Here is a 16,476-nt window from a genome sequence, read left to right as displayed (position 1 = left end):
TAATTATAATTCTTTTTTACTCGCGTTAGCCAGTTTAGTATCTGCGACCGGGCGGCTATTGTAGATGTTAAAATCCTTCACCTCGTTTAAAACAAATGTTGATGAGCCTACTGCTTTTTGTGCTTTAACATGCTGAAAATCGGCGCCGGTTACATGATCAAGGATAAATGGCGGGCGAAAATCATCAGTGATATAACTAACCTCCACATCGTTCACTTTTAAATCTTTAACGTTGCGGATAAAAAAGCCATAAGAAGGCATTGTTCCAAAACGATATGGTTCAGGGTATTCTTTTTCAAGCGAAGGTACTTCACGTGCAGCTTGCTCTTTTGTTCCTCCGCCTTTATAATAGATCCTGATATTACTCAATCGCAAATCTTCAATGTCATGCCCCGGGATCCCGCTTATAATTGCCCCATGTTTATAGTCGGCATTATAACATACCACATTGCTGATGATTACCCTTCTGAGCGAGCCTACAGTGGCATTTTCCGGCCCGCGCATGCGTGCACCAAGCCTTACAAAAATTGGCGCGTTTACAATATCCCTCATGGTTATGTTGGTAATGGTAACATCTTCTAAAAGTGATCCATCAACAGTTTCAAGGGCCAGGCCGCGGCAGTAATCAAATACGCAATTAGATATGGTAACATTCTTAAACCCTCCGTTTGATTCTGTTCCCATTTTTATGCGGCCTGTAGGGTTACCGTCAGAGTATTTTTTTTCATTGCGGGTAAAAGTACCGGCTAAAAATGAGCCCTCATCATAACCGCTTACCTGGCAGTTGGTAATGGTAACATTTTCGGTAGCCCTGGCAAATCCAAGCCCGTAGGTGCTCTTAAGGCAAATACCATCATCATAAGGCGAGTTTATGCTGCAATTTGAAATGCGTACGTTGCGGCAGCAGTCAATATCCATCCCATCGCGGTTGGTATCCATTTTTACATTATCAATAGTAAAATTGTCTATCCCTGTGGCCAGGATTCCGAACCAGCCGCCATGCAATATGGAAATGTCCCTGATAATCACATTCCTGCATAAATAAAGACTAATGGCTTTGTTCGGGCGTTTATCGTCTTCTCCTTTGTTGCTCCGCGCCAGGTCTTTACCCCAAATAGTACCGGGGCCTAATATGGAAATATCATGCAGATTTTCACCCCAAATCAAGCTGTTATGCCAGTGCCTGTGCCCAAAATCCTGGTAGTTATTGTCTATTTTGGCTTCGGGTTCATCATAGCCTGAGGCAGCTTCAATAGGCGCGGCAATTATAGTAGCCCCCTGATCGATATACAGGCTGATGCCACTTTTAAGATGAATAGAACCGCTTAAATAATTCCCTGCCGGAAAATAAACCGTTCCACCGCCTGCCGCGGCGGCAGCTTCAATTGCTTTGTTGATATTTTGAGTATCAACAGATTTTCCATCGCCTTTTGCCCCATATAACTTTACATTATATGGGGATGTTTCCGGCGATGTATTACTGCTTGCCTGAGCTTTAAAGAAGCAAAAGGGCAAAAGAAAAATTAAAAGAACACGAATCAAAGCGTTGTGTTTTTTCATAGCATTTTTAATCACTTTACAGTATATACCTTGAATTTAACTCTGTTTTACCAGCCAGGATTTTGTGGATATGGAGTACCGGTAATTGTTGCATCAATTTGTGTCTGCGGGATTGGGCGCAGTACATGAAATGGCTTTATATTGCTTTTACCATCGGTATTATGCAGTTTTACCCTTTCCAGCAGCTTACCTGTCCTTGCAAGGTCAAGCCAGCGTACAAGCTCGCCGCACAGTTCTCTCGAACGTTCGTCTAATATGAAATCCAGCGTAAGCTTATCAGCAGTAATATCCATTGCCGCAGCGTTGCCTGAAGGGTAAGCGGCCCTTTCGCGGATTGCATTAACATAAGGCACTGCATCGCCCGCACGACCATCCATAACCAATGCTTCGGCAGCAATTAAATAGGTTTCGGCTAAGCGATAAATAATTATGGGCCTGCTTGAGGGTGAGTTTTGATCGGGCCGTTTGGTATCAAAATATTTGATCATAGCAGGCGACAAAGCAATGCTATACTTAGCAGGTGGAATAACCTGGTAACGATAACCTGCAATTTGCGCCGACGTCATATCCTTACCCGGCATCCAGATAGCGGTGTCGCCAACTGTAAATTTAGCAGCCCCGGGTTGAGCGCCGGCGGGCGCCCCGACCGGCAGAGGATTAGACCATGTAGGTATTGATGCTGCATTATTACATAACCAGGCTGTTTGAAAAGTTTTATTATAACGCTGATCATTAACCCTTTCGCTAAATACGGTATCGGTTAGCCAATGTGTGGGCACCACACGAATGTAAGGGCGCCCATAAAGGGTACTGCGCTGCATACCAGGCTGCACTTCATACTTAGGCACAAATAAATGGCATAGCAGGTTATCGGGGCCACTGTTATTTTGTGTAGCCGAACCGTTATAAGCCAATGTAGTTGTGTGCTGTACAGTCCACAATATTTCACTGTTGGCTTCATTGCCTTCAGCAAATACCTTTCCAAAATCCTGCTGCAATTTCATGCCGCCTGCGGGTGCAACATTGGTTATCAGGTCTATTGCTGTATTGTAAGCATTTTTATAATCATCTGCCTGTTTGGCCGATGAACCCGCTCTTGTTAAATATACTTTTGCGAGCATGTGCATGGCTGCCGCTTTTGTTGCCCTGCCGGTTTGCACGCCATTGGTTAAAGGGGTTGCCGGAAGAACTGCTATGGCATCTTTCAGATCCTGAACTATGAAATCATATACATCGGCCATTTTAGCCCTCGTGGCCGACGTTGTGGGCACCGACTGGAATGTTTTGTTTAAAGTGACATCGCCCCAAAACTGAACTAATATAAAGTAGTAATTCGCCCGCAAAAACTTGGCTTCACCGACCATGCTTGTTGCCGATGTAGCGTCAATACCAGCCGGGACACTACCGATTAAACCATTACAAGTATTGATATAGGTGTAACAATTTTTCCAGATCGTGGCTACAGTGCCATCGGCGGTATTAAAGTTACTGTTATATTTTACCATGCCGTTGTTGCCGTCGTTACCTGCAATAAATTCATCGGTACCCGGAACGGTCATTTCAAAATAGGTATCGGGGCCCCAAATAGTTCTAAATCCTGCATAAGCCGCGGTGAGACCAGCCTGAAAGCCCTGGCTTGTTGTAAAAAAAGCGGGTGTAAGTGTTGATTTCGGGTCTTCTATCAGTGTTTTTTTACAAGCCGTTGTTATCAGACCTAAAAACAAACAGGTGTATAAATATATAGATATCCTTTTCATCTTATTTAAATTTAAAGTGTCATGTTAATACCGAATGTAAATGACTTTGTAGGAGGCGTATCTACGTTTAAAGCTCCGGCTGTTTCCGGATCCAAACCATGATAAGTATTACGATACGGAGAAAAAAGAATAAACGGATTTTGGGCCGTAGCATATACTCTTAGCGACCGTGCATTAATACGCTTTGTTATCGATTCGGGCATGTTATAGCCCAAAGTAAGGCTCCTGATTTTAAGAAAGGTACCGTCAAAATAGCTCAGCGTTGATGAGTAAGGCGTATTGGTTGAAGCAGAATTTGGTTTAGGATAGTAATTCTGATGATTGCTTGGTGTCCAGTAATCCTCGTTCAGGTTATTGTAATTACCCTGGAAGGTATTAATAAAGCTTCCGCTCTGGAACATTTTGGAAGTAATTAATCCCCCCACCCTGTAAGCGGCCACTACCGTAAAATCAAATCCTCTATAACCAATGCGGTTAGTAAAACCGCCTGTATAAGTTGGCTGATCTGACCCAAGCACAACCCTGTCGGCAGCGCTTATCTTTCCATCTTTATTTACATCCTCTACCCTGATAGTGCCAATTACAGAACCTGTACCGGTGGTTGTAAGACCTAAGCTTTTAGCCTGGGCGGTATCTGCAGCCGTATTTTGCCAGATACCGATTTTTTTATAATCAAATATGGCATTAATAGGCTGGCCCACAAACAAACCGTTTGTAATATCCTGGGTAACCCCGCTTGCTAATTTGGTTACTTTGCCCCTGTTAAATGCGATGTTAAAATTGGTGCTCCAGCTAACTGTGTTCCTGCCGTTGCCCGGTAAATTGATAGTGCTTATACTTACTTCGATACCTTTATTTTGCGTTTGACCCACATTAGTTAAAATGCTGTTTGGTATGCCCGAGGTTGGCGGTAATGATAATGGTAGCAGTAATGACCTGGTATACTGATGGTAGGCTTCAACCGTGCCCGTAACCCGCCCCTGGAAAAGCCCGAAATCAACACCCGCATTTAATGTAGAAGTATACTCCCATGTGAGGTTTGGATTAGGAACATTTGTTGGATAAGCCCCGGTAAGGTTTGTAGAGCCAAAATTATAGGTAACAGATGATAAAGCACCCAATGTTTGGTAAGGATTAATAGAAGTATTACCAACGGTACCATAGCTTGCCCTTAATTTGAGGTTTGAAAGTACGTTTGAGTTCATTAAAAAAGGCTCTTTCGTAACATTCCATGCAATTGCTGCTGAAGGGAATACATGATATTTATTGCCAGGCGCCAGGCGTGACGATCCGTCTGAACGCATGGTTAAGGTAAGCAGGTATTTATTGGCATAACCATAATTTACCCTGGCCATATACGAGATAATATCCCACTTAGAATATGATCCGGAGCCGTTTAGATTAGCCCCGTACTGCGGGTTAAAATACTGGACCCCATCTGACAGGATATTATTATAGCTAAAGGAGTTTGATTGTGACTGGCTCTCCTGTAAACTGTAAAGGCCCGTAAAATTAATATGGTGTTTTTGCGCAAATACTTTATCGTAAGTCAATATATTTTCAAGCGTATAATTATAGCTGTAAGTACTTTGGTTATTTGCTGTTGATGCACCGCCGAGGTTATTTGTGGTAGCGCTGGCGTAGTAGTTGCCGTAAATATCAGGCCTTATTTCAGCACCGCCATTAAACCTGTATTTTAAACCAGGTGCAAGGCTGGCTTCGAGGTAAGCTGTTGTAAAAGTTCCAAATCTTTTGCGAGTTTCAATAGCAGCACCCGGAACAAAATTTGCAAGCGGATTCCATACCTGGTTAGCGCTCCCGGCGGTAAAACCTACCAGTTTGCCGGTAGCATCATCGTAAGGTGTTGAAAGCGGACTTGCCCTTAAGGCCTGCCCAAGTGGGTTCGCGTTTTCACCGTTGGTATAGCTTAAGGTATTTAAGCTGCTTAAACCAACCTTTACATATTTACCCAATTGCTGATCTACACTCAGTTTAATAGAATAACGTACAAACGACTGGCCGAAATAGATCCCCGTTTCGTTGTAGTATCCGCCTGATATGGCATACTGGGTAAGATCGTTCCCTCCTGCAACACCTATTTGATGATCGGTTACAAAGCCGTTTTTATAAATAAGTTTCTGCCAGTCGGTACTGCGCCCACTTTTTATAGAAGCCACCTCCTGTGGGGCAAAAGAGCCATCGGTTAAAAATGCCGGATCATCAATGCCTGTATATTTGCCAGGGTTACCGTTGATCAGGCCCCATTTTTTTAAATCTTCAAACTGGGCTCCGTTCATAATATAATACTGGCCCAGCGGCTTGTTAAAGCCGGCATATCCGCTATAGGTAATAGCAGCTGCACCGCCCTTTTTACCCCTGCGCGTAGAAACAAGTAAAACACCATTTGCACCTCTCGAACCATAAATAGCTGTAGATGAAGCGTCTTTTAAAATCTCTAACGAGATAATATCATCGGGATTAATATCATTAAGGCTACCATTAAACGGGATCCCGTCAACTACAATAAGGGGGGAGTTGGAAGCATTTATTGACCGGCTTCCGCGGATTAAAATAGACGGCGATGCACCCGGATGGCTATTACCTCCGCTTTTCTGAATATCCACGCCGGCGGCCTGCCCCTGTAAAGCCTGACCAATGTTAGCGGCCGGCACATCACGCAGCGACTGTTCACTAACTGAAACTATAGAACCTGTTACATCTGACTTTTTCTGGACGCCATAACCAACCACAATAACATCAGTTAAAGATTTCAGGTCGCTTATCATAGTTACGTTGATAGTTGTTTGATTATTTACCGCCACTTTTTGCGTTTTATAACCAACTGAAGAAAATATCAGCGTGGCATCGGCGGGCACTTTAATAGTATAATCGCCTTTGGGGTCGGTGATCACTCCTCTTCCTCCGCCTTCTATACTTACAGAAACACCGGGCAATCCGCCATTTAAATCGGTTACTTTACCAGTAACTGTAATATCTGCAGCTTCAATATTTTGCTCATTGGTTTTATTGGTTGGTGTACTGGATTTAACAGAAGCTGATTTATCATAAATTACAATTCCGGTATTTATCTCTTTATATGACAAACGGGTTTTAGCGAATAAGTAATTAAGGACTTTACCCAATGGCTCGTCATTGAATTTACGCGGGTTTATTTTATAGCCTTTTAATTCATCGGGGTTGTAAGAAAACTTAATATTGGTTTGTTTTTCGAGTTTATCAATTGAGTTTTGCAATGATTCGTTACCAAACGCAATTTTTACGGGGAAATCTGAAATCTGGCTCTTTGCATGTTTAGCAAGCAATATCTGGCAAAATACCATGGAACTAACCACAGCAATAATTGATACCTTCATGAAAAAATTAAAAAATTTAGTCGATTTTTTTTTCATCTTTACGAGGTTTTTGTTCTTAAAAACTATATGAATTATTGGATTAGCTTGGAACCTGCCAATAATTTATATCTGCACTCTCTATCAATACCCCTGCAGCCTGGCTTCGGGGGTATTGGCTTTCTGGGTTTAACTGTATTAGTTTTTTGCCAGGTAAACCTCCTTTCCTTTCAAAACATAATTTAAATGATGGATGGTTTTAATGATTTCCAGCACATATGGTAGTGTATTGTTATTTGAAAAGTGAATAGTTGTGGTTAAATGATCAATATTTTTATGGTTATAGTTTATATGAATACCATAGGTGTTTTCCAGCCTCATCACCAACTCATCAAATGAAACATTATATAAATTAACTTCACTTGATTTCCAGGCCGCTACCTTTTCAGCATCAATGGTCCTGATGTGATGGGTAGCCTTTTCCTGGTCATAAATAATCTCTTTATCTGGTGTAAGCACACCAAAATTCTCGGCATTATTACCAACCGCAACCCGCCCCCTGGTAACTGTCAGCCTTACGTCGCTGATGTTCTTATAAAATTTAACGTTAAATGCCGTGCCCAATACCTGTGCATGTAAACGGCCGTAATGAACTATAAAAGGCGAAGATCTGTCATGCTTTACATCAAAGTAAGCTTCACCATTAACCAATTGTATCTCCCTGGTTTTTCCAAAGCGCTCAGGAAACTTAATTGTTGAGCCTGAGTTTAGCCATACAGTTGATCCGTCGGGAAGGGTTATTGTCTTGAGATTGCCTTTTTTTGCTGTAACAGCAATCATGGCAGCTTTATCTTTAACAGACAATTTGAAATAAAAAAGCACCGCGCTGCACATTAATACCAGTGAAGCGGCGATGGCATATTTAGCTGCTGATATTTTTATAAAATGCCATTTGCCATAAATTTCTTTATGGATCTGATAAAGCATTTCCTTTTCTATAGCCTGCATAGCTTTTTCATCCTGAAGATGGTCATCTCCGGGATAAAGGCCACGGCCGGGCTTGCGCCATTTTATCATTATGATTAGTATTTTAAGTTTATCTCAACCGCTAAGGCAGTTTTTTGGCTTTGATATAGTATATACAAAGCCAACTGGTTTTGGTACCAGATTAATTTTCAATTTTTATAATAAAATATTGACACTCATTATGAGCAGTAAAGCGGTAATGTAATTTGGGGTATCTTAATTGTTTTTCAAAATATCCCCAGCTTTGTCCGTAATATTTTCAATGCGTTTGATAGCTGGTTTTTAACAGTGCGGGGGGCGATGTTAAGGGCTTCTGAAATTTCATTAACAGATAAGTTTTGCTGCCTCGATAAAATAAAAACTTCCTGCATTTTTTTTGGCAGTTCCCGGATCTCTCCTTCAATTACAACAGAAAGCTCCTTTGCTATTAAACTGTCTTCGTGAGTATATTGGTCGCCATATTCCACGTACAACAGGTTATCCATACTTTTTTTCCGGACCGAATCTTTTTTGTAAAAATTGATAATGTTGTTTTTTAAACTCCTGAAAAGATAAGAGGCATTGTATCTATCCGGCTGCAAACTATAGCGGCAATTCCATAAATTAATAAACACAGTTTGTACAAGATCCTTCGCATCATCCGATGAACCGGTTGACCGGTAGGCCGTCTGATATAAAGCCCTCCAATTCCGTTTATAAAACTCATCGAAGGCATTTATATCCCCTGCTTTAATTAACGCGATTAATTCGACTTCTGAAAGCATTACTTTAAACTAATTGACTTTAATTATCATCGGTATTTAACTGGTTTTCTTGAACAATAAGCATTGAAACTGCATGCCCTATTGTTTAACTTTGATCCTGGATAACAGCCATTTACTTAAATCATCGGCTGCTTTATCATTATCAAAATCCATGGCCGCAGGGAGCCGACCGTTGGTATACTCATTATATAACCATGGATCGCCGACCGCAATCACCGTTCCGGCTCCATATTTCGCCGTAGCAATAATTACCCGGTCACTATCAGTTAACAGCGACACTGCCGGAGACGATAATTTAAGCGTGGAGATATCTTTCAGATAGATTTTTTTTGCTGTTTTAAATAATGGGTCATTTACAGGAACCGTTATCGCTCCCATTTCAAACTGGGTACCAATCACATGTTTGTACAAGTCATCATTGAAATGGATCCCAAACCGTTCGGCGAGTTTGTTGAGGTGGGGCAATTCGGCATTTGCACTATCATTTGCCATTAGTACCAGTACCCCTCCGCGCTTAACCCAATCGGTGATAGCTTTAATGTGCCTGGGTTCAATAAAGTTGGGGTTAGCCGTTTCCTTTTTTGTATCAGGGTCGGCAATAATATAAATATCTGTTCCAATCAAATTTTGCGCATTTGGTTCACTTTCAAGGTCCTTAAGGATGGCGCCATTCTTTTTAAAAACATCACCCCATATAGAATAGCCGCTGCTCCTTTGGTCTTCCCAGGTATAATGATACCGTTCCAAAGTACCTGCCGAATTTTTACGGTATTCATTATTAAAAAAATAATCCAACGTAACAGTCTTCCCTTGTGCTATTACCATTGGGGCTGCCAGTAAATTAAGTAACAATAGTATAATATAACCTTTAGTCGTTCTCATGTAATTTTGTGTCGGCTTGTATGTTGTAATGAATAATGTTATTGTATGTTAAATCCTGGCATATACCCGTCACCCCCCCCCCCGACATATAAAACATATTAAAAATATGATTAAAAGCCCTTATTCCCATTTTGAAATGCTACCATTGAAATTGCTCCAGGCATAAGCACCAACCTTTAAGTTTACTAAAAATTAAACAACAACAAATAACATTACCGGCCAACCTTTGTGTATCGAATACACTTTCTACCAAACTTATTCACTATTTTTCAGTCCCCGAACCAATAACAAGCAAACCGGGCTTAAACCTGACGGCAATATTATTTATCTTAACACCCTTGTCAATATCAAAATCAAACAATCGTGTTATAAAAGTTATCATTATGCGTTACAGGGATATAATTGGCAAAACTAAAGTAGAGATAAAATTTAATAGTAAAATGATAATTTGCTACAAAATACGCAAACGTTTGAGTTATTGTTATTATGAAGGCAAATTAACGTGTACGTACCCTCTTTACTGGTCAGGCAATGGCTTAGTGTTGCGAAATATTTCTAATTTGAAGCGTTTATTTCTATGATCATACTGCTTAAGGGCATTAATTTTCCAGGAGTTAAATTAAGCCCCATGGTCATCAGATAATCCCCGCTAAACGTACCGCCGCTTTCTACAAGATTTGATTTGACGCCCGGCATCAGGTTGATCTCTTCTACCCTGTATAATTTGCGGCTGTCCAATCCTTGTAAACGCACCCTGTTAAACACTTCTTTATAACGCGTGTGCAGGTTATAATTAAATAACACCGCTTTTGATTTTTCATCATTTACATACACCGCCACCATACGGTTCTCCTCGTATGGCGAGATGATACGGTACAGGTCACCGAACCAAATGATACTGCTCAGGCGGTTATAGTTTTTAACTGCCTGTTGGCTAAACTGCAGCTCATCATCCGTCATTTTATTAACCTTAATATCATACCCCAACTTACCCATCATGGCAACATCTGTTTTAAATTTCATAGATTGTTTGCCCCATGAAGTGATATGGCTTGATATAGTTAATGAAGGGAAAAAATTACTGTATCCCCATTGTATATACACACGTTCTATGGGATCGGTATCGTCGCTGGGCCAAAACTCGGTAAAATATTTTAAGGCTCCATAATCGGTACGTCCGCCACCGCCGGCACATAACATAATTGGCAGATGAGGGTATTTTTGACGTAACCGGTCCAGGATCTTATACAGGCTTAAAGTATAATCAACATACAAAGCAGATTGCTTGTCCTTTAAATACGGCGACCATGCATTGGTCATATTACGGTTACAATCCCACTTAATATAAGCCAGATCGGGGTTTTTAGTTAGCATATTATCTACCAGGTGGTACACATAATCGGCCACTTTAGGGTTGGTAAGATCGAGCACCAATTGATTGCGCTGATAATTTTCGTCGCGGTTGGGTAATTTCAGTATCCAATCGGGATGTTGCTCATATAGTTCGCTTTTAGGGTTCACCATTTCTGGCTCAAGCCAGATTCCAAATTTCAGGCCCTTAGCTTCAGCTTGCTTTACCAGGTAAGCAATACCGTTGGGTAATTTTGATTTATCTTCCTGCCAGTCGCCCAAACCGGCTTTATCACTATTACGGGGATATTTATTTCCGAACCATCCGTCATCCAACAAAAACAGATCAGTACCCAGTTTTTTGGCATCGTCAAATAAATTAACCAATTCCTTTTCATCGAAATTAACATGTGTAGCCTCCCAGTTATTGAGTAAAGTAAGGCGCGGCTTATTACCATCAAGAACCCCGTAATTACGGGCCCATTTATGCAAATTACGACTGGCCTGACCTTTCCCGTTAACCGAATAAGTAAAAATGAAGGCCGGAGTAGTAAAAGTTTCTCCCTTCTTTAACTCATATGCCGACGCATACGAGTTAATACCCGGTATGATCCTTAAGGCGTTGCGCTCATCAATTTCAAAATGAAACTTAAAGTTACCTGTCCACGCCAGTGTTCCGGCTATCAGTTCGCCCGTTGTTTCGTCGGCCGACTTATTCAATGCCAGGAAAAATACCGGAGTTTGGTACATATCTGCCCTCGTACCTAATTTGCTGTCTATCTCTTTTACGCCACTGGTAAGTTTGCTTTCCTGCATTTTCATTTCAGAAGCCCAGTCGCCATGAAATTGGGTAAGCCAATAGCCCTTAGCTTCAAGGTGAAGCATACAGGAGGCATAATCTTGAAGGGTTATTGTTCCTTTTTCATCGTTTTTAATTTCTGTCCATACTTTTATAATATCCTCCCTGTTAAAAGCCTGGTAATGTAATATCACCTGTACAGGATATTTGGGATCCTGCAACTGAACGGTTGTTTCACTGACATCATCGCCGAGGCTTTTTGTGGCATGGCTAACATATTTTAACTCGAGCGAAGGATTATGATCGCTATGTATTAAGCGAATGGCAGGCTGCAACAAATCTTCCATTCCCCCGGTAATATATACTTCACGTTTGCCGTTAGGGATCAGCCTGGTTTCTTCATTATTTAACAGACGCTTACCCAGGTATGACTGGTAGACCCTGTTATTTGCCCCAATGGTAAGCACCAAGCTTATATTATTTGTAGTTATCAATATCGCTTTACTTGTTTGCGCATTTACAATTGCCGAAGAGCAAAAAAAAGCAAAAAAAACACCCCGTATAAATTTATTCATATCATATGTTTTACTTTAATCTGATATAACCACTCGTGCTAAAATGATTATATCAGATTAAAGCATTTAAATAATGCAATATTAAAACAGTCTGGTTGTTAACGGCTTATACGCAGCACATCCCGTCCCCATTTAAGGTTATAGAGGATCTTATTGTTATGGTTTATAAATATTAAGCAATAGGCTTGCATAAGCAGCTGTACTACTTCATACTATAATACAAGTGTCGTGAGGTTTGGTACCATAACACTATGCAATAATTTTACGAAAATGCCTTCCGGGATTGTTATTATGTGATTGCCGGTCAGTTAAAAAGAGATGTGACCTAACATTATTGCTTATTTAAATGAGTGGTTATCCGGGTTAAATGGATTGTTCCTGTACTGTTTTTACGTTATTCTTCCGGCCCAGGTGCCGTACAGTAAACAGCACGGCTATTAAAATCAATATCCATACCCAGGTATCCAGCGGGCAGCCATCGGGCCCGCCATCATTGCCATCGCAAAGACCATCTCCCGGATCGGCAAAGCTTCCGGATACAGCCAGTAAATTGATGGCTATGATTGCCAGTACGTATTTCAATTTTGATTTAATCATAGCTAATTCAAACATATTGTTATTGTTTAAAAAACATTCCACTCCCAATCCTATCTCCCGTGCCTTCGTTAACTGCAACTACTATGTAAAGCCCCCGGCTCAAACTATTAACATTTTCCTGTATAGTATTTGTGCCTGTTGCCGATAGTTTTCTGACAATAGCCCCCGAAGGGCTAACTATATTGATCCTAACAGGCCTGGTTGATGTTTGTTCCATTTTTATATTGACTGTGCTGGCTGAAACTACGGTTGGATATACCAGAAATTTATTTACTCCGGCACCCGGCCGGATCTCAAAATAGAGGTTATCGGAGAGTTTATTTTCCCCGGTTACCAGGGTTTGGCCAAGACGGTAGATTATCTGTCCGCTACCGGGAGTTTGGTCGGTGTAGCTATACTTACCGGTAGCTGCTGACTGCAGACTATCTATAGTCAAAAACGTTTTGCCCCCATCAGCGCTTTTCTGAACTGCGAACTTGGTAAAATTGCTTTCGTTATCTGTTTCCCAGTTAAGGGATATTGCTTCATTTACTTTTTTACCGTTAAAGCTCAGCAAGCGATAATCATGTCCCGGAACTATACCGATGGCAAGATAAAATCTGTCATGAGCGTAGCTTGCCGGGTTTGGCTCTACCTTAAATGCATACTCGGCGTTATGTACAACATCGAGTGAATCATTGGTGTATTTATCTTTCAGATAGATGGAATATCGTTCGTCAATGTTCTTTTTTACAGGTGATGTAAGTTTATACGTACCATAATTAGAGAAAGTAACGATGAGGTTTACACGTTTTAATTTTTCGAGGTTACCTGTGTAATTGGCAAAACAACCTACCGAATCACTACTTAATGAATAAAATAAATCGCCCTGCCCCGATGGCTGATAGTACGGTGCATCTTCGCCGGGAACAAATTTAGAATGAGCGCTGCCGTCGAAATTAATATCGGTAGAGTTGTGAACAACTGTATCTTTCACCAGGTTCATAGTAAGGCGGGGAATAGTACTTTCAACATTATTAGTAGCCTGGCTGGTTGCAAATGAAGCCGTAATGTTTTTTTCAGGGTCACCAACCACGTTAAACACCGGGGTTGTTGGAAGCGCTCCGCTATAATTTGAGTATGCCACCTTCATTGTTTCATCAAACTTAATAGCCGATGCAGAGGTTGCTACCGTAAAAAAGCCCTGCCCCGATAAAGCGTAGCGGCTTGCTCCTGTGCCAACAGATCCGGTACTGGCATCATACAACGCGAACTTGGTTGACGAACTATTGGTTCCGGTACTGGCATCTTTTACCAGCATGTAATAAAATTTGTTGGTAGTATTTACCGTGTAAAGGGTGTGCAGATCTATTACCGACGCGTACGGATTTCCAATGAGATTTAAACCCTGCTTTACTACCGGTGTTGACGTGTGATAAGACAAGGTAGCCGGGGCACTTACCGCCGTAGCGGTATAATAAGTTGGCGGTGTAGATGGAAAATTCACGATATTGGCCGTTAATGTTGCGTTGGTGGCCCCTGTACCTTTAATAACAGTTCCAAAAAAGTTTAGCGTAGCATTATCCGTTGCCGGAAAAGGCCTTACAAAGGGGTTTGCTACACCCCTGCTCCCTCTGAAATAATATAAAAACCCGTTTGCAGGTGGCAAACCCTGGCTTGTTGAACTAAAAGGCTTGTATTCATTATTCAATACCTGGTTTACATCTGAAGTAACCGGGGCATTTTCATCATAAACAAATACCGAAGGGCTGTTGCCGGTAGCCGTAGCATCATCAAATCCATTCGCTGTTCCACCTGGACCGGTAATGTATGTTGTAGCGATAAGCGGCAAAAGATTATAGGTACTGAGCGAACCTGTTGTTAAAAACGTTGATGTTGTATTTAGTACCGGCGATGACATCAGCATATAGCGACGCAATGTACCTTTCACATAACGTTGAACATTGATGCTGCCCGTAATGCTGCCTGCTGAAAGACTGCCGATACTTGCATCGCCAGCAGCGGTGGATAATATGGTAAGTGCCGTTGTGGTCGACGTGGCATTACCTACTGCAACGGTCGATGATGAGTTAACATTTAATGTATAAGTTGGCGCAACGGTAAATGTACTTCCTGAGACCATTGTCTTTGTTCCGCCTGTGGTGAAGGTAACATTGTAAAAATTTGTGCCCGTAGCGGTTGCGTCTGTAAGCGTTTGGGTTGTACCGTCAAACGATATCAGCGCTGAAGCATTCGGCGTAAATGTGCCTGTATTGGTGTAATTACGTGCGATATTTAAAGCACCCGTACCCATGTTCATGGTACCTGCATTGCTGAGTGTTCCGTTTATATCAATTGATCCTGTACCACCGGTAACCGTTGCAGCTGAATTATTTGTCCATGTGGCCGCTGTTGATCCGGCTGCGCCTATAGTAGTGGCGGTATTTGTAGGGTTTGAAAAGGAGACGTTTGAGTTTGTAGTAAGCGTAGAATCGACGTTAAGATAACTCGTCTGTCCTGTACTTGCAGATCCACCTATAACCGCTGTCCCCGTCCCCTGGATCACCAGGTTATCGTAAGTAGGATCAGTTGAAGCATTAGTGTTAACTACGCCACCACCAGGACCGAACCCAAGTGTAGCTGTGGTGTAGACTAAAGGATTTAAGCCGGTGTACCGGACTGTGGCCTTACCGCCCGGGTTATGGTCGCCATAAAAGTTTGCTGAAGAATACGGGGTGACCAATGTACCAATAGCACTCGTGTTAGTCAATACTAATGTGGGATTCGTATTCGTGTTCGTTACTTTATACGATGTCCGGGCATTGACCGTAAAGTAGCCCGAATTTCTGGAGGTCACACCCCGGTTGGTAAAATTGAGCTGCCCATTTATGGTCATCGTTCCTCCTTCAAGCCTGATACCGCTGCCATTTATTTGCCTAACGTTTAAATTAATATTAACGTTACTGCTTACGGTAAAAGCAGATACCTCCAGGATTAAAAACGAATAGGATGTGGTTGTTACAGAAGCAGTGCTGCCAAATTGTAAATTGGCGCAGGTTACAGTTCCAGTCCCCCTGATATCGTTAAAAATGCTTATACCTGAAGTGCTTGAATTATAGTTTTGGGTAATATCTCCCGCTACAGTAAGTGTGGCGCCGTTAACGGTTAAAACAGTTCCTGTTAATGTGGTACCGCTGAGTACATAAGTAGAAACGTATTGGATACTTCCAAATGTAATGGACCCAACCGTTACACTCGTAGCAAGAACAGGTTGATTGCTGTATGTTGACCCGGTTACTCCAAATTGAACGATATCGTCTGTTCTTCCACCACTTCCAGGATAGGTAGCGCTTCCTGATCCGGAACCTGTCACCGTCCAGTTGGAAGTTGTATTCCAATCAGTCGAGGTACTGCCATCCCAATTAAAGGTATAGGAAGCAAAGGCGTTACTTGCACAAAAGAAAAGATTTATCAAAAACAGTAAAAAAAGTTTCCTTCGTGTTTTCAAGACAGCCCGCAAGCGCATAGTTATCTATTTATTAATAGTTACATTTTACGAAAAACTTATCGCAAAGGTTTTCAAGTAAAATATAAATTAACCTATAGTAACATTCACGCGCTCTGTTTTGTTTATTCCAAAAATACATTTAACAAGAAATGCATTATCAGAATATTGAACACAATGACGCAGATCTTGCTGTCCCCCCGGGGGTAATAGTCTCTTTTACTGGTTATAATGCAGGCTAACAAAAAACTCTCCGGTTACCACATTATTGAATAGATGCAGGTTTTTGAGTTTTCAGAACCGGATTTTAAATTACACGGTATAAGTAAGGG

General features: G+C 41.5%; 9 protein-coding genes. All 9 read right to left on the bottom strand.

Annotated elements, in window-relative coordinates:
* Positions 1-3: 3 nt before the first annotated feature.
* The 9 genes from MusilaSJ_RS02950 to MusilaSJ_RS02910 all read right to left on the bottom strand — a co-directional run bounded on the left by MusilaSJ_RS02950 (position 4) and on the right by MusilaSJ_RS02910 (position 16,114).
* The gene (locus MusilaSJ_RS02950) at positions 4-1,560 is read right to left on the bottom strand and encodes a rhamnogalacturonidase (protein WP_274988588.1); all 1,557 of its coding nucleotides are present in this window, start codon (positions 1,558-1,560) and stop codon (positions 4-6) included.
* Positions 1,561-1,607: 47 nt separating this feature from the next.
* Entirely contained in the window at positions 1,608-3,317 is a 1,710-nt protein-coding gene (locus MusilaSJ_RS02945) for a RagB/SusD family nutrient uptake outer membrane protein (protein WP_274988587.1), read from the bottom strand.
* An 11-nt stretch (positions 3,318-3,328) separates the two neighbouring features.
* Positions 3,329-6,727: a SusC/RagA family TonB-linked outer membrane protein gene (locus MusilaSJ_RS02940; RefSeq protein ID WP_274988586.1), complete on the bottom strand. Its 3,399-nt coding sequence runs from the start codon at positions 6,725-6,727 to the stop codon at positions 3,329-3,331.
* Between the two features lie 138 nt (positions 6,728-6,865).
* Positions 6,866-7,744 carry a FecR family protein gene (locus MusilaSJ_RS02935; protein WP_274988585.1) on the bottom strand — a complete coding sequence of 293 codons (879 nt, stop codon included), beginning with the start codon at positions 7,742-7,744 and terminating at the stop codon, positions 6,866-6,868.
* 176 nt (positions 7,745-7,920) lie between these two features.
* The gene (locus MusilaSJ_RS02930) at positions 7,921-8,457 is read right to left on the bottom strand and encodes an RNA polymerase sigma factor (protein WP_274988584.1); all 537 of its coding nucleotides are present in this window, start codon (positions 8,455-8,457) and stop codon (positions 7,921-7,923) included.
* A gap of 78 nt (positions 8,458-8,535) precedes the next feature.
* Positions 8,536-9,339, bottom strand: a complete 804-nt coding sequence (locus MusilaSJ_RS02925) for a DUF4350 domain-containing protein (RefSeq protein WP_274988583.1) — start codon at positions 9,337-9,339, stop codon at positions 8,536-8,538.
* Positions 9,340-9,894: 555 nt separating this feature from the next.
* Positions 9,895-12,063: an alpha-galactosidase gene (locus tag MusilaSJ_RS02920; RefSeq protein ID WP_274988582.1), complete on the bottom strand. Its 2,169-nt coding sequence runs from the start codon at positions 12,061-12,063 to the stop codon at positions 9,895-9,897.
* Between the two features lie 363 nt (positions 12,064-12,426).
* A complete protein-coding gene (locus MusilaSJ_RS02915; RefSeq protein ID WP_274988581.1) occupies positions 12,427-12,675 on the bottom strand; it encodes a hypothetical protein in 249 nt (82 codons plus the stop codon).
* Between the two features lie 4 nt (positions 12,676-12,679).
* A complete protein-coding gene (locus tag MusilaSJ_RS02910; RefSeq protein ID WP_274988580.1) occupies positions 12,680-16,114 on the bottom strand; it encodes a DUF8693 domain-containing protein in 3,435 nt (1,144 codons plus the stop codon).
* Positions 16,115-16,476: the final 362 nt, after the last annotated feature.

The sequence above is a fragment of the Mucilaginibacter sp. SJ genome (assembly GCF_028993635.1).
Taxonomy (GTDB): Bacteria; Bacteroidota; Bacteroidia; order Sphingobacteriales; family Sphingobacteriaceae; genus Mucilaginibacter.
The sequence above is the reverse complement of the archived record's forward strand: the minus strand, read 5'-3'. Positions and strand labels throughout refer to the sequence as shown.

Bases quoted from the DNA above. Each gene is read 5' to 3' on its own strand.
- MusilaSJ_RS02950 (WP_274988588.1), bottom strand. From the start codon at position 1,560: ATGAAAAAACACAACGCTTTGATTCGTGTTCTTTTAATTTTTCTTTTG.
- MusilaSJ_RS02945 (WP_274988587.1), bottom strand. From the start codon at position 3,317: ATGAAAAGGATATCTATATATTTATACACCTGTTTGTTTTTAGGTCTG.
- MusilaSJ_RS02940 (WP_274988586.1), bottom strand. From the start codon at position 6,727: ATGAAAAAAAAATCGACTAAATTTTTTAATTTTTTCATGAAGGTATCA.
- MusilaSJ_RS02935 (WP_274988585.1), bottom strand. From the start codon at position 7,744: ATGATAAAATGGCGCAAGCCCGGCCGTGGCCTTTATCCCGGAGATGAC.
- MusilaSJ_RS02930 (WP_274988584.1), bottom strand. From the start codon at position 8,457: ATGCTTTCAGAAGTCGAATTAATCGCGTTAATTAAAGCAGGGGATATA.
- MusilaSJ_RS02925 (WP_274988583.1), bottom strand. From the start codon at position 9,339: ATGAGAACGACTAAAGGTTATATTATACTATTGTTACTTAATTTACTG.
- MusilaSJ_RS02920 (WP_274988582.1), bottom strand. From the start codon at position 12,063: ATGAATAAATTTATACGGGGTGTTTTTTTTGCTTTTTTTTGCTCTTCG.
- MusilaSJ_RS02915 (WP_274988581.1), bottom strand. From the start codon at position 12,675: ATGTTTGAATTAGCTATGATTAAATCAAAATTGAAATACGTACTGGCA.